Annotated in this window: 24 protein-coding genes; 16 read left to right on the forward strand and 8 right to left on the reverse strand. The window is 45.8% G+C overall.

The window, feature by feature from the left end; translation table 11 throughout:
* Positions 1–262: 262 nt before the first annotated feature.
* From S2091_RS05275 to hslU, 11 genes are all read left to right on the forward strand, one after another.
* The gene (locus S2091_RS05275; RefSeq protein WP_105530745.1) at positions 263–1,126 is read left to right on the forward strand and encodes a lysophospholipid acyltransferase family protein; all 864 of its coding nucleotides are present in this window, start codon (positions 263–265) and stop codon (positions 1,124–1,126) included.
* Between the two features lie 15 nt (positions 1,127–1,141).
* A complete protein-coding gene (locus tag S2091_RS05280) occupies positions 1,142–2,008 on the forward strand; it encodes an LpxL/LpxP family acyltransferase (RefSeq protein WP_105530746.1) in 867 nt (288 codons plus the stop codon).
* Positions 2,009–2,284: 276 nt separating this feature from the next.
* Complete coding sequence (dapF, locus tag S2091_RS05285) at positions 2,285–3,148, forward strand: diaminopimelate epimerase (RefSeq protein WP_105530747.1); 864 nt, start codon at positions 2,285–2,287, stop codon at positions 3,146–3,148.
* A gap of 71 nt (positions 3,149–3,219) precedes the next feature.
* Positions 3,220–3,864 carry a DUF484 family protein gene (locus tag S2091_RS05290; protein WP_105530748.1) on the forward strand — a complete coding sequence of 215 codons (645 nt, stop codon included), beginning with the start codon at positions 3,220–3,222 and terminating at the stop codon, positions 3,862–3,864.
* A gap of 8 nt (positions 3,865–3,872) precedes the next feature.
* Complete coding sequence (locus S2091_RS05295) at positions 3,873–4,817, forward strand: tyrosine recombinase XerC (protein WP_105530749.1); 945 nt, start codon at positions 3,873–3,875, stop codon at positions 4,815–4,817.
* Positions 4,818–4,843: 26 nt separating this feature from the next.
* Positions 4,844–5,899, forward strand: a complete 1,056-nt coding sequence (locus S2091_RS05300; RefSeq protein WP_105530750.1) for a CobW family GTP-binding protein — start codon at positions 4,844–4,846, stop codon at positions 5,897–5,899.
* A gap of 154 nt (positions 5,900–6,053) precedes the next feature.
* Complete coding sequence (gene dksA, locus S2091_RS05305; RefSeq protein WP_105530804.1) at positions 6,054–6,458, forward strand: RNA polymerase-binding protein DksA; 405 nt, start codon at positions 6,054–6,056, stop codon at positions 6,456–6,458.
* A gap of 354 nt (positions 6,459–6,812) precedes the next feature.
* Positions 6,813–8,222 carry a hypothetical protein gene (locus S2091_RS05310; protein ID WP_105530751.1) on the forward strand — a complete coding sequence of 470 codons (1,410 nt, stop codon included), beginning with the start codon at positions 6,813–6,815 and terminating at the stop codon, positions 8,220–8,222.
* A 174-nt stretch (positions 8,223–8,396) separates the two neighbouring features.
* On the forward strand, positions 8,397–9,683 hold the full coding sequence (locus tag S2091_RS05315; protein ID WP_105530752.1) for an alpha/beta hydrolase family protein: 1,287 nt from the start codon (positions 8,397–8,399) through the stop codon (positions 9,681–9,683).
* A 287-nt stretch (positions 9,684–9,970) separates the two neighbouring features.
* Positions 9,971–10,507, forward strand: a complete 537-nt coding sequence (hslV, locus tag S2091_RS05320; protein WP_105530753.1) for an ATP-dependent protease subunit HslV — start codon at positions 9,971–9,973, stop codon at positions 10,505–10,507.
* A 17-nt stretch (positions 10,508–10,524) separates the two neighbouring features.
* A complete protein-coding gene (gene hslU / locus S2091_RS05325) occupies positions 10,525–11,856 on the forward strand; it encodes an ATP-dependent protease ATPase subunit HslU (protein ID WP_105530754.1) in 1,332 nt (443 codons plus the stop codon).
* A 68-nt stretch (positions 11,857–11,924) separates the two neighbouring features.
* Here the strand turns inward: hslU and S2091_RS05330 are convergent, their stop codons facing one another.
* The 5 genes from S2091_RS05330 to S2091_RS05350 form a co-directional block, all read right to left on the reverse strand.
* The gene (locus tag S2091_RS05330; protein ID WP_105530755.1) at positions 11,925–12,911 is read right to left on the reverse strand and encodes an NAD(P)H-dependent glycerol-3-phosphate dehydrogenase; all 987 of its coding nucleotides are present in this window, start codon (positions 12,909–12,911) and stop codon (positions 11,925–11,927) included.
* Between the two features lie 81 nt (positions 12,912–12,992).
* Positions 12,993–13,442 carry an SH3 domain-containing protein gene (locus S2091_RS05335; RefSeq protein ID WP_105530756.1) on the reverse strand — a complete coding sequence of 150 codons (450 nt, stop codon included), beginning with the start codon at positions 13,440–13,442 and terminating at the stop codon, positions 12,993–12,995.
* Between the two features lie 106 nt (positions 13,443–13,548).
* Positions 13,549–14,040 (reverse strand): protein-export chaperone SecB, encoded by a 492-nt coding sequence (gene secB, locus S2091_RS05340; protein WP_105530757.1) that lies wholly within the window; start codon positions 14,038–14,040, stop codon positions 13,549–13,551.
* Between the two features lie 179 nt (positions 14,041–14,219).
* Complete coding sequence (gene grxC / locus S2091_RS05345; protein WP_105530758.1) at positions 14,220–14,483, reverse strand: glutaredoxin 3; 264 nt, start codon at positions 14,481–14,483, stop codon at positions 14,220–14,222.
* 37 nt (positions 14,484–14,520) lie between these two features.
* Positions 14,521–14,922, reverse strand: a complete 402-nt coding sequence (locus tag S2091_RS05350; RefSeq protein ID WP_105530805.1) for a rhodanese-like domain-containing protein — start codon at positions 14,920–14,922, stop codon at positions 14,521–14,523.
* 161 nt (positions 14,923–15,083) lie between these two features.
* On the opposite strand from S2091_RS05350, the gene gpmA reads away from it, so the two are divergent.
* From gpmA to S2091_RS05375, 5 genes are read left to right on the forward strand one after another with little or no spacing between them, the layout of a single operon-like run.
* A complete protein-coding gene (gene gpmA / locus S2091_RS05355) occupies positions 15,084–15,830 on the forward strand; it encodes a 2,3-diphosphoglycerate-dependent phosphoglycerate mutase (protein ID WP_105530759.1) in 747 nt (248 codons plus the stop codon).
* A complete protein-coding gene (locus tag S2091_RS05360) occupies positions 15,831–17,174 on the forward strand; it encodes a murein hydrolase activator EnvC family protein (RefSeq protein ID WP_243405325.1) in 1,344 nt (447 codons plus the stop codon).
* Positions 17,175–17,215: 41 nt separating this feature from the next.
* Positions 17,216–18,748, forward strand: coding sequence for a S41 family peptidase (locus S2091_RS05365; RefSeq protein ID WP_105530760.1), 1,533 nt, complete (start codon positions 17,216–17,218; stop codon positions 18,746–18,748).
* Between the two features lie 14 nt (positions 18,749–18,762).
* Positions 18,763–19,524 carry a HesA/MoeB/ThiF family protein gene (locus S2091_RS05370; protein ID WP_105530761.1) on the forward strand — a complete coding sequence of 254 codons (762 nt, stop codon included), beginning with the start codon at positions 18,763–18,765 and terminating at the stop codon, positions 19,522–19,524.
* Between the two features lie 17 nt (positions 19,525–19,541).
* Positions 19,542–19,763 carry a hypothetical protein gene (locus tag S2091_RS05375; RefSeq protein WP_105530762.1) on the forward strand — a complete coding sequence of 74 codons (222 nt, stop codon included), beginning with the start codon at positions 19,542–19,544 and terminating at the stop codon, positions 19,761–19,763.
* A 166-nt stretch (positions 19,764–19,929) separates the two neighbouring features.
* Here the strand turns inward: S2091_RS05375 and S2091_RS05380 are convergent, their stop codons facing one another.
* From S2091_RS05380 to slmA, 3 genes are all read right to left on the reverse strand, one after another.
* Entirely contained in the window at positions 19,930–20,265 is a 336-nt protein-coding gene (locus S2091_RS05380) for a hypothetical protein (RefSeq protein WP_105530763.1), read from the reverse strand.
* 137 nt (positions 20,266–20,402) lie between these two features.
* On the reverse strand, positions 20,403–22,247 hold the full coding sequence (locus tag S2091_RS05385) for a chorismate-binding protein (protein ID WP_105530764.1): 1,845 nt from the start codon (positions 22,245–22,247) through the stop codon (positions 20,403–20,405).
* 31 nt (positions 22,248–22,278) lie between these two features.
* Entirely contained in the window at positions 22,279–22,854 is a 576-nt protein-coding gene (slmA, locus tag S2091_RS05390; RefSeq protein WP_105530765.1) for a nucleoid occlusion factor SlmA, read from the reverse strand.
* Positions 22,855–22,857: the final 3 nt, after the last annotated feature.

The following is a 22,857-nucleotide window of genomic DNA, read 5'->3' on the forward strand; positions in this document are numbered from 1 at the left end:
GCGTCCTTTGCTTATGGTTGACCATGTCGCAGAAAAATAAGAGCCTGCGACGCTTTAGCGGAATTTATATACCGTCTCGCAAGTTGTCTGTTAACTCGGCGGTAATTCAGCGCCACAAGCTTAAGAACTATGCAATAAGCTTAGTTCAAAACGCCAGATTTTCCAGATTTCTGGGGCAATTCGGCAGGCAGTGAGGCTGGATTTCGTGCTATTTTACGCCTCTTAGGAATTTTTTGCTGCAATTCACTACATACAAGGTCTTATGCTGGTTGGATTATTTCGTTTATTGTCATTTTTGCCTCTGCCTATTCTGCATGGAATCGGTGCCAGTCTTGGTTGGTTGGTCTATCTGATCAGCCCTTCTTATCGTCATCGCCTGCAAACGAACATTCGGCAAGCCGGCTTTGCCGAGCACACCCGGAGCGCTGTTTCTGAAGCAGGTAAAAATATTTTAGAACTGGCTTTTGTTTGGTGCGCGCCACCGGACAAAGTATTAAAAACGGCAACAATAGAAAACTGGGAGATAGCGCAAGCAGCGCTGGATGCCAAGCAAGGTGTTATTTTTTTAACGCCGCATTTAGGCTGTTTTGAAATTATTGCGCAAGCGATTGCCGTCAGAACGCCGCTCACCGCCTTGTATCGTCCGCCGCGCAAACAAGCCTTACAACCGCTAATGACTGACGCCCGCTCACGCACCAATTTACTGCTGGCGCCAGCCAATTTAACTGGCGTGCGCAGCATGCTTAAAGCGTTAAAAAAGGGCGGCGCAGTTGGATTGTTGCCAGATCAGGTTCCTCAGCAAGGTGAAGGCATTTGGGCTAATTTCTTTGGTCGCCCCGCTTACACCATGACACTGTCGTCCAAACTGCATAGCATGACAGGCGCGCCGATTATTCTTTCATACGCTGAACGACTTTCTTTTGGCCGGGGCTTTTTAATCCGCTTCGTTCCGTTCACCGAAACATTAACCGGCACACCAGAACAACAAGCCAGCGCGATTAATCTGGCGATGGAAAAATTAATTGCGCAGTGCCCAGCGCAATATTTTTGGAGCTATAACCGCTACAAAACACCGGCGAATGTGGCAGCGCCGACGACCAACTCAGACAACAATCATAAACAATAATAATTAGAGAAAAATATGAGATTACTATTAGGACTAATGTGGTGTTTACACTTTTTACCGCTACCGATATTGGGACGTTTTGGTGAAGCTATCGGCAGTATTTTTTATTGGATATTGCCTTCACGTCGTCACATCACGAAGACCAATTTACGTTTATGCTTTCCAGAGCTCTCCGAAGCAGAACGTACAACCATCGCAAAACAACACTTTCAAGCTTATGCGCGCAGCGTTTTTGAACGCAGTATTTTGTGGTGGAGTTCCGAGCAGCGGGTACGCAAACTGATCCGTGTTGAACCGGCTGTACCGACTGAGTTAATCGCTGCTGGTCCGGTGATCTTGCTTTGCCCGCACTTTGTTAGCTTGGACGTGGCGGGTATTGGCTTAGTGTTGGAGACGCCGATCTGCTCAATTTATGCGCCACAAAAAAATGCCGTATTTGATGAAGCTTTAAAAAATGGCCGCAACCGTTTTGGGCTGGTACGGCTGTTATCCCGTGCTGAAGGAGTCAAACCGATTATTCGTGCGATGCGCGAAGGGTATGGATTTTTAATGTTGCCGGATATGGATTTCGGGATTAAAGATGCAGAATTTGTGCCGTTTTTTGGGATTCCGGCAGCCACCTTAACTGCGCCAGCTCGGATTGCGGCAGCCACTAACGCTAAAGTTGTGCCAGTCATTGCCACCATGCTGCCTAACTACCAAGGCTGGCGAGTTACCGTACATCCAGCTTGGGAAAATTTCCCTGGCGACGATATTGTGGCGGCGACCCAATACATGAATACATTTTTGGAAGAACAGATACGCTTAACTCCGGCAGAATATTTTTGGTCGCATCGTCGCTTTAAGACTCGTCCGGAAGGCGCTGAAGATTTATATAAATAAAAAATTTAGTTTTGGCATACCCGTGTATTAAATAAATATTTGTTGATATTAACCAGGCTCTACATTGGGAATTATTAATACTGTCGAAAAACTCATTTTTAATCGACAGATGACCCATTGGATACGTTAAAATTTTCAAAAAAACATGAGAGTATATGGAAAGCTTCTCTGCGATAGTAAAATTGCTTACTATCATTAGAGCAGCCTATAATCCAATGTTGTTTGTTCGCTTACTTGTTCGCCTATTCATTTGTTCCACTCAAATAGAAACGCAGCATGAAAATAAAATTCACAAAAATGCACGGCGCGGGAAATGACTTTTTGGTGTTTAACGGCATCCATCAGCAAATCGCATTTACGCCAGAACAATGGAAAAAATTAGCCGATCGACGCTTTGGTGTCGGCGCGGATCAAATGCTAGTTGTAGAGCGCTCCACACTTCCCGAAGTTGATTTCCGTTATCGCATATTTAATGCCGACGGTGGCGAAGTGGAACATTGCGGCAACGGCGCCCGGGCATTTGTAAAATTTGTCCACGAAAAAAAGCTCATCAAAAAAACCCGCATTAAAGTTGAGATCATGAAAGGCATTATTGAGCTCAATCTTGAAACGGATGGCAGCGTTACAGTAGATATGAACGCGCCAATTTTAGATGCGACGCAAGTCCCTTTTGATACAACAGATTTAGTCAGCAAGACTGAAGCACAAGCGACGCTTTGGCCACTGAATGTCGGTAAAAAAACCGGCAAATCCGCCGTCTTAATTTCCGTCGTTTCAATGGGCAATCCGCACGCGGTACAAATCGTGACAGATGTTGATGCGGCACCGGTTCTTACCGACGGCCCATTGATTGAATGCCATCCGCGCTTTCCACATCACGTGAATGCCGGATTTATGCAAATCATTGATCAGCACAATATTAAATTACGCGTCTTTGAACGCGGTGCCGGCGAAACGCTAGCATGTGGTACCGGTGCTTGCGCAGCCGTTGTGGCCGGAATTTTACGCGGTCATTTAACCTCTCCGGTGCAAGTCACTGCGCGCGGCGGCGAACTCACTATTAGCTGGGCCGGCGTCGGTCAATCGGTGTTTTTAACTGGCCCTGCCGTAACCGTCTTTGAAGGCGAATTTAATCTATAAGACTTACCCATCGTGCTCTCCTTGCCTGAGCACTATGCGCAAGTCCTAATTTATAAAAGGTTGTCACTAGTATGAATCACATCGAAGTAGCCAGTTTCTTAGCAACCAATCCGCATTTTTTTGAAGAGCATGCCGAACTGTTAGGAACGATTAAATTGTCTAGCCCCTTATTGGGCCGCGCAGTTTCTTTGCAAGAACGACAAATGGAAGTAGTGCGCGATAAATATCGCCATCTTGAATTACGTTTATCTGAATTGCTGCGCATGGCGCAAGAAAACGACAACGCTACGGCTAAATTTCAAAAATGGACTAACTCACTTTTATTAGCTAGAAATGATGTCGATTTACCGCATTTACTCACGACCAATTTGCAAGAATTTTTCTCACTTCCACACGCTTCTTTGCGCCTGTGGAATGTCGCGGAAGAATATCAGCATGCCTGGTTTGCCAGTCCAGCCAGTGATGATATCCGCTTATTTGCACGCGGCTTAAATGCTCCGTTTTGTGGCGAAAATAAAGACTTTGAAGCCGCAAGCTGGATAGACGCGCCGGTCGCCTCCCTTGCCATGTTACCGTTACGCGCCAACGGCGAAGTGATCGGTTTATTAGTGCTTGGATCATCCGATAAATATCGTTTTACCAGCACCATGGCCACCGACTTGTTGTCACAAATTGCCGACACAAGCAGCGCGGCATTAAGCTGCTTGATTAAGTAAGTAGCAGCATGAATACCGCCACGGAAACCACACCAGTATTGCATCCAGACTGCGTAAGTTTCCTGGCGTATTTGCGTGATATTCGCCATTATTCGCCGCATACTATTAGCAGTTATCGGACCGATTTAATTAGCCTATCCGCCCTGTTCGCCAGCACCCCGCCGCATCAGGTCAGCACCCTGCAAATCCGGAAACTGACCAGTCAATTACACAGCAAGCAGTTACAAGCGCGTTCCATTGCGCGACATTTGTCATGCTGGCGCAGTTTTTTTTCCTGGTTATCTAATCATACCGATACAGAGATCAATCCCGTTATCGGCATCAAAGCGCCTAAACGCAGTAAAAGCTTACCTAAAGCGTTATCGGTCGATGAAGCGGTGCATTTAGTTGAACATGCGCTAGGTACTTCCGCGTCGCAAGCGGCTGACCATGCGATGTTTGAATTGCTGTATTCGAGCGGCTTACGGGTATCTGAATTAGTTAACCTGGACATCGGTTATTGTAAAGAAGCTGCTTATACATCGTCCGGTTGGATAGACCTGGCAGAGCAAATGGTGCATGTGACAGGAAAAGGCAATAAAGTCCGTGAAGTGCCCATTGGGAGTTCGGCAATTACGGCGCTGCAACATTGGCTGGGACAACGCCCCAGTTTATTAAAGTTGGAACCGCATGCGCTGTTTTTAACCAGCCGCGGCACACGCATGTCAGCACGTTTAGTACAATTACGGATCAAAGCACATGCGCAGCAATTAGAAATAAAAAGCAATGTTCATCCACACGTTTTGCGCCATTCTTTTGCATCACATGTGCTGCAATCCTCCGGCGATTTACGTGCCGTACAGGAATTATTAGGACATTCTTCGCTGGCATCTACCCAGGTATATACGGCCTTGGATTTTCAACATTTATCTCAAGTTTATGATGCGGCGCATCCGCGCGCAAAAACAAAATAAACTATTTATAGCAACGATTGAATATCATGAAACTCATTCCCAGCACAATCTTGACCGGTTTTTTAGGTGCAGGAAAAACCACCTTGTTAAACCGCATTTTGCATGAAGATCATGGCTTTAAAATCGCCGTGATTGAGAATGAATTCGGCGCAGAAAACATAGATAATGAAATTTTGCATCGCGACACCAAAGAGCAAATCATTGAAATGAATAACGGCTGTATTTGTTGCACGGTGCGCGGTGATTTAATTGTTGCATTAAGCAATCTGGCAGAAAAACGTAACGCTGGTGAAATTAGTTTCGACCATTTAATTATCGAAACCACTGGTCTCGCCAATCCAGGCCCGGTCGCGCAAACTTTTTTTGTAGATGATCAAGTCGCTAGCCACTATATGCTAGACGCCATCATCACGGTAGTGGACGCCAAACACGCCATGCAACAGTTAGACCAACATCAGGAAGCGCAACGTCAGGTTGGCTTTGCCGACAAACTGTTTATCAGCAAAGCAGATCTGGTTACGGCAACAGATTTAGATTCTTTAACCGCCAGACTCAAACGGATTAATCCACGCGCGCCAATTACCACCGCACATTTTGGACAAGTTGCGATTGCCGATGTATTAGATTTGCGTGGCTTCAATCTTAATGACAAGCTCGCCATTGATCCTGACTTTATGGGTGAAACTGAAGAAGAACATCATCACCATGACGATGCAGAACATTGCGAACATGAAGATCATTCCCACTGCGACCATCACGATCATGACCATGCCCATCAACATCTGGACGATATTTCCGCTTTTGTTTTTAAAAGCCAACGTCCTTTTAATACGGCATTGCTAGATGAATATTTAAGTGGAATAATTACTGCGTTTGGCCCTCAAATGCTGCGTTATAAAGGCATCCTATTTATGGACGGAGCCGATTGCAAAGTGGTTTTTCAGGGCGTTCATCAGATTATGGGCAGCGATGTTGGCCGCCCATGGGAAAAAGATGAAATAAAAGAAAGTAAAATTGTATTTATTGGGAATAATTTGCCAAAAGATATTTTTATTAGCGGTTTAGAGCAATGTCTGGTATAAACTATCGGATTACTGATTTAGAAAAAAATTTCTTATCAGTTGGGTCGTGCGGTCGTTAAGTGACTGCTCTTATATCAAATCTGTCGTATCGAGAGTATGCGAAGTGGCAACTAAAACTACCAAAACAAGTGCAGCAAGCAATAAACCGGCATCCATTATCACGGAAGAAGAACTTCTGAAGATGGGTGAGAAGGATTATATGAACGAAGCCCAATTGGCTTTTTTTAAGGCGCGTTTGCAACAGCTTGAAAAAGATCTGCTCAAAAACGCCGACGAAACAACTGAACACTTACGTGAAACAGTCTTGGTTCCAGATCCGGCTGATCGTGCGACGATTGAAGAAGAGCATGCGCTAGAACTACGTACTCGTGACCGCGAACGCAAACTGCTCAAAAAAGTTCAACAATCTATCGGATTAATCGATTCAGGTGAATACGGTTGGTGCGAAGAAACTGGCGAACCAATTGGCGTAGCAAGATTATTAGCGCGTCCAACGGCTAACCTGTCTTTAGAAGCACAGCAACGACGCGAATTAAAGCAAAAACTTTATGGTGATTAAGCAATAATTATTACTGCTTACATTATAAAAACAGGTAGCTTAGCCATTAATGGCAAAGCTACCTGTTTTTACAAGTGCGATCGATTTTAATCTCTCCACATCTAATTTTTTCTGTTTTACATAGCGAAAAACGACAAATAATGTATTATTAATGAGAGGGAATATTCGGATTTAATTTGGCGCATACTTCACTAAATGCTGCAGTAAAAATAGTAAGATTGTGTTACGGCAACATTTACATGTTATTAAATCGAATATACTTACCGTTTTAAGTGAAGCATTGCTAGTAAGTGTATTACTATAAAAAATACCTCAACACTTACCCCCACCAGCAATTAACACAGGAATACAGCAGTGATTTTTTCGATTTTCGGCAAAAAAAATGGAGGCAAGAAAACATCTGAGACTGATCAAAAATCAGCCAAAGACAGCCTCTTGACTACGACTGGCCTTACCGCCAATACGAGTGCTGATTTCGCCAATTCAATCATGGCGCAACGCCATATTGCTCGTGCTACAGAACGTAAGATTGACGCGATTGAATACGAAATGTCGCGTGACATTATCAAGAAAAAAATCGAACCACAGCAAGAACCCGTCAATAGCCAACAGCCCGACGCAAACATTAACTTGTTTGATGACGACAACACCATCGATCATAAAAAATACCCTAATCAGACCGATAACTTTGAAGCGACGATGCCTCTTCTCGGTGCCGTAACTGAGTATTTACTGGGTTCCAGTACCGAGGCACTCGCCAGCCATTCTTCACTTGAAAATATACCGGCACTAGAAGAAGCCGCGATTCTTTTTGCCAGTGAGCAATTTGAAGCCGCTGAACTCATTCTGCAAAACTTAATCCACACTGAAAACTACAATGCATTAAATCCTTCCGCATGGTTAATGCTGTTTGATTTATACCAAATCACCAACAATCAGGTGAAGTTTGAACAGTTGAGCCTGGATTATGTGAGCAAGCTAGAAATTTCTGCGCCGATTTGGGTAACCGCACAAACTCAAAGCGCACCTAAAAAAGAAAAAGGTTTTGTGCCTGGCGTTTCTTTTTCAGGAAAACTCAACGCGCAAATTAACAAACAAATAGATAAGCTTAATTCGCTTGCCAAGCAACACCAGCAAATGCGGCTTGAATTTGTTCGTATTACCGAAGTGGATGTAATGGGCTGTGAACTCTTATTAAAAGGGTTTCAGTCTTTAAAAAAATCCAAGCAAGAATTGACAGTAGTTGGTGCGCACGATTTAATTAAATATGTACGCGCCTTAGTCGCTGTGGGCCGACGCGATGAAAGCGAAGCGCCCTGGTTGTTACTGTTAGAGTTATTACAGCTCATTAATGACGAAGCGGCCTTTGAAGAAGCTAGCATTGATTACTGCATTACCTATGAAGTTTCCCCTCCGTCATTTGAAGCGCCAAAAAATAAAGCTACAGCAGCATCGGTAGGTATTTCTATTGAGTTTGTTGAAGCCGATCGCTTTTTACTGCCTAAAATAATCGATGGCAATACCGACGTGCTCATCGGCAACATTGCTACTTTTGCGCAGCAACACAATTCAGTTCAGTTAGATTGCTCTCAGCTGGATAGAATCGACTTCAGCTCATGCGGGCAGTTGTTAAGCGGGCTCATCCCACTTTCCAAACAACTGAATGTATCTATTGAATTCCATGACGTGAATCATTTAGTAATAGCTTTATTAAATGCCATGGGATTTAAAAACATCGCCATGATATTCCCACGAAAACGCTAAATCTCGCCTACACTTACTCAGTAATATATTTTCATCTACTGTCAACGCTACGCAATAAACACGAAGCTAGCACCGTCAAAAAATCATTTCCCATCGCTAGCGAATCATATAGTTAAGCTAATTCTCCCACTCCTTTGAGTGAACAGTAGTTATACGTTAAGTAAAAGGTGACCTATGGTTTTCCCGATAATAACTTTAATTGCGCTTGGTGTTTTACTCTGGCAGCTCAATCTTCTCCACTTTCGCCGACTTCCCATCACTCTGTATGCGACAGGCATTTTTCTGTTCGCTACCAGCGCAGCTACGCAGGGGCAAGAAAATGAAATCCGCGTCCCATCGGGAGTCACATACCAACTCATCGCGACGTATAGCGTTGATCGGCTAAATCAAATTTTGACTTCGGAATTGAAAGAGTTTTCAGATTTTCCGATGAGTTATCCTCCCGCACGGTATCCGGTGAAACTGTACCGGATAACCTACCCATCGGTGATCCCGGAACACAATAGCAGACCCACTAGCGCCTCCGGTTTGCTGGCAGTACCCGAGAGCGGAGCCGACACAATGCCGGTGGTCTCCTACCAACATGGAACGGTATTTAGCAAAACCGAGGTGCCATCCCACCCCGATAACTCGATGGAAACTCGCTTAATGATCGCCCAGTTTGCAGGGCAAGGCTATATGGTGATCGGTGCAGATTATTTTGGCAAAGGCATATCACCGGAGACCGATAGTTTTCTTGTCAAAGCCTCTACCCAGCAGGCTTGTTTGGATATGATGCTCGCTGCGCAGGCGGTCAGCGTCAATCTGAAACTTCACTGGGGACCTCTATTTTTAAGCGGCTGGTCCCAAGGCGGCTGGAGCACCATGGTTTTTTTGAACAAATTGGAAAGTCTTGGCATTCCAGTCAAAGCGGCCGCCGTTGCTAGCGCTCCCAATGATATGTTTGCCATCATGAATCGATGGCTGCATGCGCCAGAAAACCATGACGCGGTATATCTTCCCGGCTTGGCAATCTTGCAGATAAATGCCTATGAAGAATACTATGGCTTGCCTAACCTGACTCTGTCCGCCTTTAAGCCTCAATACCAATCCATCGCCCGCGACCTCTATCTCAACAAAATCACCTACGCAGAGGCTGGGCCTAAACTACCGAAACGCATGAACGATTTACTCCAGGATGATTTCATCGCCGGAAGCTCATTGGGCAGCAGCCGATATTGGGCGCTTTTACAGGACAGCCAAGCCTTTCGCTGGCGCAGCATAACGCCTTTACACACTTACTACGGGGATGAGGATGAGGTGGTACCTGCTTACATCGCCACTCTTCCGGTCAGCTACCAAAAATTCGTGGGAGGCGCTAGCGCTGTGGGAATAGAAGTTAAAAAAGCGAATCATCGCGGAACCTTTGTGTACGCCGTTGCAAATCAGAAAAAATGGTTCGATCAGCTACTAACCAAGTAAGCAGCCTTTCAGAAAAATTTGTATTCGCCAGCTTAAAAGCACCGAACTCAGGGCTGCTATTAAGTCAGATAAACCATGCCTACAGATATGTAGCATTAAAACATTGCCAGAATATTTCCACGGAAACGATGATTTTCATCTACACTTATTTGAGAATGCATTGCAATCGATAAGCTTCTATTAACTAACTAGCTTGTAATTTTTAACTCCTGCCCCAAACTCCTGCTTATCGTTCGACATGGCAATCATTAATGATTGCTTAGACAATATCCAACTTTAAGGCATTTATGGAACAATTTCACGGCACCACCATTCTGTCCGTCCGGCGTGGCAACAGCGTGGCACTAGGCGGCGACGGACAAGTCACACTAGGCAACATCGTCATGAAGGGTACCGCTCGCAAAGTGCGTAAGCTGTACCACGGTAAAGTGTTAGCTGGTTTTGCCGGCGGCACCGCTGATGCATTTACCTTAATTGAACGGTTTGAAGCCAAATTAGAAAAACATCAAGGACATTTAATGCGCGCCTCGGTCGAGTTAGCCAAAGACTGGCGCACTGACCGCATGTTGCGTCGTTTAGAAGCCATGTTATTAGTCGCTGATCGCGAAACAACCCTGGTTATTACCGGTAATGGCGACGTACTGGAGCCGGAAGATGGCATTGGCGCGATTGGCTCTGGCGGTACATTTGCTCAATCTGCGGCAAAAGCGTTGCAAGAAAATACCGAGCTCTCGCCCATTGAAATTGTCAAAAAATCACTGACTATCGCTGGCGAATTATGTATTTATACTAATTTATCTCACACTATAGAAACACTGGATTAATCACCATGAATAACATGATGAGCATGACTCCCCAAGAAATCGTCTCCGAACTCGATAAGCACGTAGTAGGGCAAGATCGAGCCAAACGTGCTGTGGCAATTGCGTTACGTAACCGCTGGCGTCGTCAGCAAGTGGCCGAACCACTGCGTAATGAAATCACGCCAAAAAATATTTTAATGATCGGGCCAACCGGCGTTGGAAAAACTGAAATTGCCCGTCGCCTGGCAAAACTGGCCGACGCGCCTTTTATCAAAATTGAGGCCACTAAATTTACTGAAGTTGGCTATGTCGGACGCGATGTCGATACCATCATTCGTGACTTAATTGAAATTGGTATTAAACAAACGCGTGCCACGGAAATTAAAAAAGTCCGGGCTCGCGCCGAAGATGCAGCCGAAGATCGCATACTCGATATTCTCTTACCGCCAGCGCGTGATTTTGGTCTTAATCCGCCTGATGCAGCCCCAGCTGACAACAACACTCGCCAGACTCTACGCAAACGTTTGCGTGAAGGCGCACTGAACGATAAAGAAATCGAAATTGAAGTTGCTGACGTTGCGCCTCAATTAGAAATCATGGCACCGCCCGGCATGGAAGAAATGACCGAGCAAATTAAATCGATGTTTTCTGGCGTTGGTGGCAGTCGTAAAAAATCACGCAAATTACTAATCCCGGAAGCGCTCAAATTATTGATTGAAGAGGAAGCGTCAAAATTACTCAACGAAGACGATATTAAGCAAAATGCGATTCAAAGCGTTGAGCAAAACGGCATCGTTTTTTTAGATGAAATCGACAAAATCGCCAGTCGCTCTGAAACCGGCGGTGCCGAAGTTTCACGCGCTGGGGTGCAACGTGATTTACTGCCATTAGTAGAAGGCACAACAGTCAACACGAAATATGGAACAATTAAAACGGACCATATATTGTTCATTGCATCGGGCGCATTTCACTTAGCCAAGCCATCGGATTTAATCCCGGAATTACAAGGCCGCTTCCCAATTCGGGTTGAGTTGGAATCGCTTTCCATCGCTGACTTTGAACGGATTTTGACCGGCACCGATGCCTGCCTGACTAAGCAATACATCGCCTTATTGGCCACAGAAAATGTACAAATTGTGTTTGTAGATAGCGGCATTAAAAAATTGGCTGAAATCGCTTATTCTGTGAATGAAACGACTGAAAATATTGGTGCTCGTCGTTTGTATACAGTAATGGAAAAACTGTTGGAAGAAATCTCTTTTGAAGCCGACAAAAATAGCGGCGATGCTATTGAAATTAACGGTGAGTACGTTCAACAACGGTTGGGAGCTTTAGCTGTAGATGACGATTTATCGCGCTACGTTTTATAAAAAAAAACGGATTCCAGTTTGCGCTGGAATCCGTTTTTTTAAACCTAATGTACACCTTGCAAACTCAATTAGTTAAGCTCCGCCTTAGCGTCCCGCGCCAACAAACGCCGCACCATGTCTGCGGTACTATCACCATCAAATAACACACCCGCAACAGCATCAGTAATTGGCATATCTACGCCGTACTGACGGCTTAAACTTTGCACAGCTTGTGCGCAACGCACGCCTTCAGCCACATGCCCTAACTCTTGGACGATCTGCGCTAGCGGCTTACCTTGCGCCAACGCCAGACCTACTCGCCGATTACGCGACAAATCCCCGGTACAGGTCAGAATTAAATCGCCCATACCCGTCAAACCCATAAAGGTTTCCAACTTCCCGCCTAAGGCTTGCCCGAGCCGCGTTATTTCTGCCAAACCACGGGTAATCAATGCAGCTCGTGCATTTAAACCTAAGCCAAGTCCATCTGCAACGCCGGTGGCAATAGCCAAAATATTTTTTACCGCGCCACCCACTTCAACACCGACCACATCGTCGCTAGAATAAACACGCATGGCAGAACTGTGCAAAGCGCTAACAACCAAATCAGACAATACCGGGAAGTTCGAGGCGATAGTGAGCGCACACGGCTTTCCAAGTGCTACCTCTTGCGCAAAGGATGGACCGGACAAAGCACCGCAAGGTAGCGTATCACCCAACTCTTGTTGCACAACTTGATGCGGCAATAGCAAACTGCCTTCTTCCAAGCCTTTGCATAGCCAGATCAAATTCGGCACAGAATGCGCTTTCAACGCTTGCGATAACGGACGTAGGCCAGCAACCGAGGTTGCAACAATCAACAAGCTATCCGATTGATTTACATGTGCTAGTGCCTGATTAAAATCAGCACTTAATTGCAGGGACGGTGGGAGAGTAAAACCTTGATGCTGACGCGTTTGATCAGCCTGTTGAATAACTTCACTATTACGCCCCCAAAGTATTACCTGATGACGTGGCGCCAAGGCGATTGCCAACGCACTACCCCAGGCACCGGCACCTAGTATGGTGATTTTCATGTTTTATAATGGAAAATAGTTAACACGCAACGTTCGACAGCATAATGGCGGGTATGCGTTTTTGCTTGCTTCGAATCTTAATTAAATGCCCCAAACATCATTCAGTCGCACATAACCCGTTGCACCATCGCTATGTTTTACTTTAGCCCAGCCTGGAATGACCGTATCAACCAATTCTAAGACAACACCTTTATCTGCAGAAAACACCACTTCAGAATAATCGTCTGCAGTAATGCGGATTTTTGCATTTAAATTGCGTACCAGAATATTTTTACGCTCACTTAATTGCTTGGTTTCAATCCAAGACAGATCACCGGCAAAATCACGTACTTTTGACCAGGCGCCATAATTAATGACGACTTCGACAGGCATTCCGCGTGGTGCTATAAATAATTTTTGACCGCGAATAGAAGGTGCGTCATACATGATGACTGGACTAGCGCCGACATTTTTGAAGTCAAGTGCGAAGGCTCCACTAGCATATCCACAAGCTGCCAGTGCCAAAATAACCAAGCGAGTTTGTGATTTCATACTAGCTCCCATCTGTTGATAACAGTTTAGTGATAACTAAATGTTTTGCGTGATATTTTGTGCCGGCCAAGTTACTAACTGGCCGACACAAAGTGAGGCCAGGCTGTTAGTGCGTTACTTGCGCAACTTCTTCAGTTCCTGCAGCTTGAGCTTGTTCTGCTGCAGCGGCGGCAGCTTGCATACGTTGTTGGAAAAACATTTCGAAATTGATTTCCGACAAGTGAACTGGTGGGAAGCCAGCACGGGTAATCGCATCAGCGATATTCGAGCGCAAATATGGATAAACGATATTTGGGCAACCAATGCCTAACAATGGAGCGAGTTGATTTTCTGGTACGTTGCGTACTTCAAAAATACCAGCTTGCTTGCCTTCTACCAAAAACGCGACTTTATCTTTGATCTTGGCAGTAACAGTAACAGTCACTGTCGATTCGTAAATGCCGTCAGCCAAAGGTTGAGCAGCGACATCTACCGCTACTTCAATTGCTGGCGCTTCTTGTTCCAAGAAGATTGCAGGGGAATTAGGCTGTTCTAAAGATAAATCCTTCAGGTATACGCGTTGGATTTGAAATACTGGCTGCAAATTTTCTTCTGACATGAAACACTTTCTATAAATTAGTATGGAAACTGCCGGAACATCTTAGAGCAGTGGTAAAAAATTAAGGCGGGTTAGGACAGAACAGCAAACTTAGTTAGCTTAACAGCGCCTCGTAGTTGAGGTCGCCCTCGAACTTATCAAGACCTTGCTTTGCATTAAGTTGCATCCGTTGCGCAATATTACGCAGGATGCAGCAATTCGTCTAGCTTTCCGCTTCGATCTAATACAGTTAAATCGTCAAAACCGCCTACATGATGTTCGCCGATGTAAATTTGCGGCACCGTGCGGCGACCAGTTTGTTGCATCATTAATTCACGTTGTTGCGGGTCAAGATCAATTCTGACTTTCTCAATCTGATCAACACCTTTAGACTGCAATAAACGTTCTGCCATAATACAATAAGGGCATACTCCAGTACTATACATCTTCACTTGCACGGTCATCTTACTACTCCAAAATTACATATTCACAACTAAAACTTTATTTGACAACTGGTAGGCCTTGCTCTTGCCAAGCAGCCATTCCGCCATCCAAACTCACTACGTTGGTAAACGCAGCACGATTTAACATTGCAGCAGCAGTCGCTGAACGGGTTCCTTTTGCGCATACGGTGATGACTGCGTGGGATTTTTGCTTTTCCAGTTCACCGAGTCGTTTAGACAGGTCGGACAATGGAATATTTTTAGCGCTTTTGATATGACCAGCTTCAAATTCAGCGGCTTCACGCACATCTAGCACCACGCATTTGCTTTGATTCATCAATTGCGTTGCTTGCAAAAGAGATACTTTTGCACCACGTCGTTGCAGTACCGGAACGAGTAATGCGCCACCTGAAATCAGTATCAAACCAATCAGCCAAATATTATCAATAATAAATTTCACACAGATCCAATAGTCTAAGTTAACGGCGTCATTATAAAATAGATGACCAAACAATGTGCTAATACTCTGTCAGACTTTTAGAAACGGTGAGAAAATAGCGCCAGTTTTAGCTTTAATGGCTCTAGCGCTTCCTACTTTTATTATCCTTATTGAAATCTATTATGTATAAACTCGTTTTAATGCGCCATGGCGAATCCACTTGGAACTTGGCTAATCGTTTCACTGGCTGGACCGATGTTGACCTGACAGAAAAAGGCGTAGCCGAAGCACGCGCTGCCGGTGAACTACTGAAACAATCCGGTTTTGATTTCGATATTGCTTACACGTCCGTACTCAAACGTGCCGTGCGCACTTTGTGGAATACCCTGGATACGATGGATTTAATGTGGTTACCGGTGCAGCACGACTGGCGCTTGAATGAGCGTCATTACGGTGCATTGCAAGGTTTGAACAAGGCCGAAACCGCAGCACAATATGGTGAAGATCAAGTCATGATCTGGCGCCGCAGCTATGATATTCCTCCTCTGCCTTTGGCGCAGGACGACCCGCGTACTGATTTTAATAATCCGCGTTACGCTCAATTAGATCCAAAGCAAATCCCACTGACCGAATGTTTAAAAGATACGGTTGAACGTGTTTTACCGGTCTGGAATGACAGCATTGCACCAGCCATCAAATCTGGCAAACGGGTTTTGATTTCTGCTCACGGTAATAGCTTGCGTGCGTTGATCAAAATGCTGGATGGCGTGAGTGATCAAGACATCGTTGGTTTAAATGTACCGAACGGCCAACCGTTGGTATATGAATTGGATGCCGATTTAAAGCCGATCAGACACTATTATCTGGGTGATCAAGACGCTATCAACGCGGCGATGGCTGCCGTTGCAAACCAAGGTCGGGCGAACTAATTGCCTAAATCTTACGCAGCAAAATTAGCCGCCCTGGCGCTGGTTCTGGCTTGGTTTACTCCAAGCTGGTCTGCCAGCCCTGGTCGCGACGAACAAAAGCGCACGGCTGAATCTGAGCATGCCGAATTGCGTAAAAAATTAAGCGACTTAAAACAAGATATCCTCACCACGGAGTCTGCCAAGCAGCGCGCAGAAGATAGCTTGGCCGATTCAGAAGCCGCGATCTCAAACGCCAATCGGAAGTTAGTCGGACTCTCTGCCGAGCAGCAGCAAACCCAACAAAAATTGACTGATTTAGCTGGGCAGCAGCAAAAATTACAGCAGCAAGTTGAACAACAAAAAAAACAATTCTCTGCTTTGCTGCGACAACAATACCAAACCGGCAATAGTGACCGGATTCAGCTACTGTTATCAGGAGATAATCCCAACCGGATCAATCGTGACCTGCAATATTTAGGTTATTTATCGCAAAGCCAAAACAAGCTGATCAGCCAATTACGCGACAACTTAGCCGCCGTCGATAAAAACAAACTCGCGACTGAGCAAGCCAAACAAGATTTAGATGATATCGCAGAGGAACAGCAGCAACAGAAATCGGATTTGGTTAAAGAACAAACAAAACGTGCAGGCTTAATTAAACAACTGTCCAGCAAGCTGAGTGCGCAACGTAAAGAAGCCGGACAATTACAAAAAAATGAGCAGCGTTTAGCCACCCTCGTTGACAAGCTTAACCAGCTCATCGCAGAACAACGCAAAGCCGAGCAAGCTCAGCAAGAAAAGCGGCGTTTGGCGCAATTGGCGCTGGAAGCCAAGCGTAAAGCAGCTACCGAAGCTAAGCCGGCTAAGGATGCTGGCAAATCTTCGTCGACTAAATCAGGCTCCGGCACAATCACCGAGTCTGCACCGATTCAAGTCACCAAAACTCCCGAAGCCAGTTCAGATAATAGCCAATTTGCTCAGCTAAAAGGCCGCTTGCGCTTACCAACCAAAGGTGAGCTGAGTGCTAAATTTGGCAGCCAACGTGGCGAAGGAACCGCGTGGAAGGGCTTATTTATCCGAGCTAACGAAGGAGCGGAAATTAAAGCGGTCGCCTCTGGCAAGGTTATTTTTGCAGAATGGTTGCGCGGTTTCGGTAATTTAATTATTCTTGATCATGGCTCGCAATACATGAGCATTTATGGCAATAATCAATCGGTTCTAAAGCAGGCAGGGGACACGGTCAGTGCCGGAGAAGTGATTGCTACTGTTGGAAATAGCGGCGGCAATGAACAATCAGGTTTATACTTCGAACTTAGGTTTCAGGGTAAGGCTATTGATCCACTTAGCTGGATTAATCTCAAATAGTAGTATCAATTTAGATTCAAACTAAATCTTTCAGGCGAAAAATGGGTAACAAATTAAAGAATTTTGGCTTAATCACTTTAGGTTTAGTGGCTGGCGTTGCTGCATCTTTACAGTTTTCTGCAATGGCGCAAAAAACGGCTACGCCACTTCCCATTGAAGAATTAAGACAACTTGCCGATGTGTTTGGCCTGATTAAATCCGATTATGTTGAACCGGTTGATGACAGCAAACTCATTTCCGAAGCCATTTCGGGCATGGTTGCCTCGCTTGATCCGCATTCCGTTTATTTGGACAAAAAAGCCTTCAAAGAACTCCAGGAGACGACCCAAGGTAAATTTGTCGGGTTGGGAATTGAAGTCGGCATGGAAGATGGTTTTGTTAAAATTATCTCCCCAATTGAAGATTCGCCTGCTGACAAAGCCGGTGTCAAAGCGGGCGATTTAATCACCCGCTTAGATTCCTTATCCGTTAAAGGCATGACGCTCGATGAAGCAGTAAAACACATGCGTGGTGAGCCAGATACCAAAGTCACACTGACTATTGCGCGTAAAAATGTTGATAAGCCAATTATCCTGACGATTACTCGCGCATTGATCAAGACTCAAAGTGTCAAAGGCAAAATGATCGAACCGGGTTATGCATGGTTGCGTGTTTCACAATTCCAAGAGCCGTCACTCGATGATTTAGTTAAAAAGATCAACGCCTTATACGCACAAGATCCACACATTAAAGGCTTGGTACTCGATTTGCGGAATAATCCAGGTGGCTTGGTTCCTAGCGCCATTGGTATTTCTGCCATATTTCTGCCAAAGGATGTCACCGTAGTTACCACCAACGGACAAATTCCTGAATCCAAAGCAAACTACACTGCCAGCCGTGAGTTTTATAGTACCCGCAACGGCCCGGATGCTCTCGCTAAATTGCCTGAAGCGATTAAAAATGTGCCGATGGTTGTGTTGGTGAATACCGGCTCAGCTTCCGCTTCTGAGATTGTTTCGGGTGCTTTGCAAGACTACAAACGTGCAGTCATTATGGGTACCCAGACTTTTGGTAAAGGTTCGGTTCAAACCATTCGTCAGATTAGTGCCGACACCGGCGTGAAACTGACTACAGCGCGTTATTACACGCCAAATGGCCGTTCGATTCAAGCCAAAGGGATTACGCCTGATTTGAACGTGGAAGAAACCGCAGAAAATGACGGCATTAACAGCCTGCGCTTGCGTGAAGCTGATTTGCAAAAGCATTTAGATAACGATAAAGATAGTACTGCCGGCACAGAAAAACGTGATGAAGCAGCAGATGAAAAGCATGCACTTGAAATTGAAAAAACGCTCAAACCATTGGAGTACGGAAGTGCGACTGACTTCCAATTGATGCAAGCGTTAAATCATTTAAAAGGCTTGCCAGTTCAACTTGCTAAAGTAGCGGATAAAGCCGATGCTGAATCTAAAGATGATGCCAAGTCAGATAAGAAGTCGGATAAAAAATCAGACGAAAAAACTGATAATAAAACTAAAGCACCAGCGGCAACTCCAGCAATTCCAGACGCCAGCATTCCTGCCACTAAAAAATAGTTAGCGAGAACGCTGTGAATGACCAACAACTGCTGCGTTATTCGCGCCACATCTTGCTTGATGAGATAGGTATAGAAGGACAAAGCCGGTTGCTGGCTTCTAAGGCACTGATCATCGGCGCGGGTGGCTTAGGCTCACCCGCTGCTTTTTACCTCGCGTCTGCAGGCGTTGGCAGCATTACCCTGATTGACCACGACCAGGTTGACCTGACTAATTTACAACGTCAAATTCTGCATACTGAAGAGCGCGTCGGCTTGAATAAAGTCGATTCCGCCAAGCTCACCTTAGCGCAACTTAATCCCCATATCCAGATTCATGCTTTGTGCGAAAAAGCCGACGCAGCGCGTTTGTGTGAACTAGTTCAACAGGCCGATGTGGTACTGGATTGCTCGGACAATTTTGCCACCCGACACGCGGTGAATGCGGCTTGTGTCGCGCATAAAAAACCGTTAGTTTCCGGTGCTGCAATCAGCTTTGACGGGCAATGCAGTGTGTTTGATGTACGTCAGGCAGATGCGCCCTGCTATGCCTGCATCTTCCCTGCCGAACTACATTTTGAAGAAGTAGCTTGCTCAACTATGGGCGTATTTGCCCCCTTGGTTGGCATCATCGGCACGGTGCAAGCGGCCGAAGCGTTAAAGCTGTTAATGCACGTAGGTACTTCATTGGCAGGTAAATTATTATTGCTCGATGCACGCAGCATGGAATGGCAACAAATTAAAGCAAAACGCAATCCGCACTGTGCAGTTTGCGGCCCCGTTCACCAAAACCCTTAACCTTACGGAAAATTAACATGGCCAAGAAAAAAACTGAAGAAATTGATGCCGAAACGATGGCAGTCATTGAATGGTGCATCGAAGTAGAAGGCCATTTAGTAGCCGCCGGCGCTACTCAAGCGCAGGCGCAAGATCATATTGAAGAACACGTTGAGTGGTTTACCGATTTATTTTATGACGGATTAACGCCAGAACAAGCGGCTAAAGAAGCACTTAATGATCCAGAAGAGAATACATAGCACTCAGCGACAAACTACCTACATAGAACTCAAAATGCCCTAAATAGGGCATTGCGTTCTTTCCCACCGTTCTATAAAATCGCGCAAACATAAATTGCAGATAAGCATTTATGTTTGTCTCAGATTCCCTACTTCCTTAGTGAACTAATTTTTCTTCAAAAGAAAGCTACAACATGCAAAATAGCCTGCGCACATTCTTAGCACTCTGCTTCGTTGCAACTTTATCTGCCTGCGGTGGCGGTTCAAGCCCAAGCTCAGCAACTTCAGCTCCATCATCGCTGACAGCAGGCAGCTCGTATACTATGCCGGCGAACAGCTCCGTCTTGGTACCATCCGGAACAATCATCACTTCTAATGGCTCCACCATCACAGTGAACGGAACTGGCAATACGGTAAATACACAGGCTGGCGCAGTGATCACTGTACCAGGCAGCGCCATAGGCCCGGCCAACAATACAGTCAATGCCGGATAAGCTATAAGCAAATGAGTTAAGTTGGGCATTGCCTCATCTGCCCAACCGATGAAACAGCAGCTTGATATATATGATCAAAAAATCGTGCTTCCATCGGCCGGAAAGCCATTGGATACGTTGAATATAAAAAAAATAGGGGGATATAATTTCCCGATAAAACCCTGTCTTAAATCAACACCAACTGCGCAGTCAACACGCCGCGTAAGGCATTACATACAGCAATCTCTTCCGCATTCATTAGCAGCTCTACGCTGATGCTGCGCTCGGTCAGCGCCCACGCCGGATCATCCATTAATACCGAACGCATTACGCCCGGCAATACGCCAGCACTTAATGGCGGTGTGATCCAACGACCATCTATTTTCACTAACAAATTCGTCCGACCACCTTCAGTGAGTTCACCACGCTCATTACAAAACAGCATATCAAACGCGCCCTGGCTTTCTGCCATTTGCCAGGCCTGATCATACTCAGCGCGCTGCGTCGTTTTATGTTGCAGCCATAGGTTTTGTGTCTGCTGCTGAGCACTGGCAAATAACACTTTTACCGGCATGGTCAGCGGGGCTAAAACGGCGCTTTGAATTTGAATTTGACCTGTGCCATCGACGCTTAATTTGAGGCGATGCGGAATATTTTCAGGTAGCGCAGCGCAAGCTGTTTGCAGTTGCTGCTCTATGTCAGATACATGCAAAGGCAGCCCAAAATAGTGCGTGCTTTTAGCCAATCGTTGTAAATGCCGTTCAACATGCCGGCAACCGTTTTCTTTGGTGGCGTACATGGTTTCAAACAGCGCAAATTGTGCGGGCAAGTCAGTTAAAAAGCGCGCTTTCAATTGGCACTCCTGGTACTCGTCGGCTGCCACACTATCAAACACAATGCCTGCGCCAACGCCCATCACGCCACGGCGATTGCCGTTTGCTTGCGGCGCTTGCAAATGCAGCGTGCGGATTGGAACCGACAAACAAAAATCGGGGATATTTTGTATACCGTAGGAGCTGTGTTGCGTCGGATCAAACCAACCTATCGCGCCGGTATAAATGCCGCGCGTTTCGGTTTCCACTTCCTGGATAATTTGCATGGTGCGGATTTTCGGCGCACCGGTAATCGAGCCGCAAGGGTAAATCGCCAGAAATAAGTCGGTTAAATTTACGTCTGCCCTTAATTGTGCCGTGACGCTGGAAGTCATTTGCAGTACGGAGTTAAAGCGCTGTACCTCAAATAATTTGGGTACTTGCACGGAACCGAGTTGCGCAATTCTGCCCAAATCATTGCGTAATAAATCGACGATCATCAAATTTTCAGCGCGATTTTTTACGTCTAGAGATAAGTGCTCACTGCGCTGCGTATTGAGTTGCTGATTCAATGTTGCGTCACAGGTATTTGACGCGGCGGCAGTGCCCTTCATGGGACGGGCACTTAGTTTGCCCTGGCTATGGCGAACAAATAATTCCGGTGACAATGACAGCATTGCCGAGCCGTCCGGCATGGCAATCAACGCGCCATACGGTACTGATTGACGTTCGCGCAAGCGTCGATACAACGCGCAAATGCTGCCGTAAGTCGTGAAGTGTAAACGGAATGTGTAATTCACCTGATAAGTGTCGCCACTGGCAATATAGCGCTGAATCCGTTCTATGGCGCGTGTGAATTCATCTTCATCAACGCTGGAACGTAGCCCGGCAATACCCGCCACCTCAGCTACACATTCCGACTGTTGTTGCAACCAGCTACCGACCTGCTCATGGCTTAAATGCTGACACTGCCGATACAACAAAATGCTGGATGGCTGCGCAGGGCCAGAATCTAAGCCCTGCAACTCCACACCCAATTCATACGAAAACACCGCCACTGCATACAACCCTTGCTGCAAAGCGGCTTGCATTTGCTCAAGCATGAATGAAAATTGCGCAGCGTCGGTGCAGCTTAATACTTGCTGAAGATCGGTATATAACCGCGAAGTGGGCTGTGCCGCACTGGCGTCGCTGTCATCAAGTAAGGTGAAACTGGACATGGTTTGCCGTTAAAGAGAGTCAGGAACCGCCTTACGACAACAAAAAGCTAATTTGCGCCGCTGAATTTTCTAATGGGTCATTCTTAAACGATGTTTTAACAAAGCGCTGCCAGCGCCCCAAAACAACAGAAAGGATCAAATTAGCGCGCACTGCCACATCTGCCTCATTAATCTGACCGGCCACTGCCGCCAAGCGCAACGATTGCTTCAATGACAGTTCAATCCGGTCAGCAAATTGATTCATGCGCAGTTGCAAACGCTCGTCTTCATTGATGAGCGCATGGCCTGTCATGACTTTGGTCATACCGGGATTGCGCGCAGAAAAACTCAGCAACATGGTGATGATTTCTTGCGCTTGCAACATGCCATTTTCTTGTTGGGTGGTGATCTGATTAATTAAACCAAACACCGAGCTTTCGATAAACTCAATCAAGCCTTCAAACATTTGTGCTTTACTGGCAAAGTGCCGATACAGCGCCGCTTCAGAGACGCCGATACGCGCCGCAAGTGCCGCAGTGGTGATTTTCTCAGCCTTGGGATTCTCTAGCATGCTGGCTAAAGTTTGTAGGATGTGTAGCTTTTTTTCGCCCGGTTTGGAAGTGGCCATAGT

The organism is Solimicrobium silvestre (assembly GCF_002976435.1).
Taxonomy (GTDB): domain Bacteria; phylum Pseudomonadota; class Gammaproteobacteria; order Burkholderiales; family Burkholderiaceae_D; genus Solimicrobium; species Solimicrobium silvestre.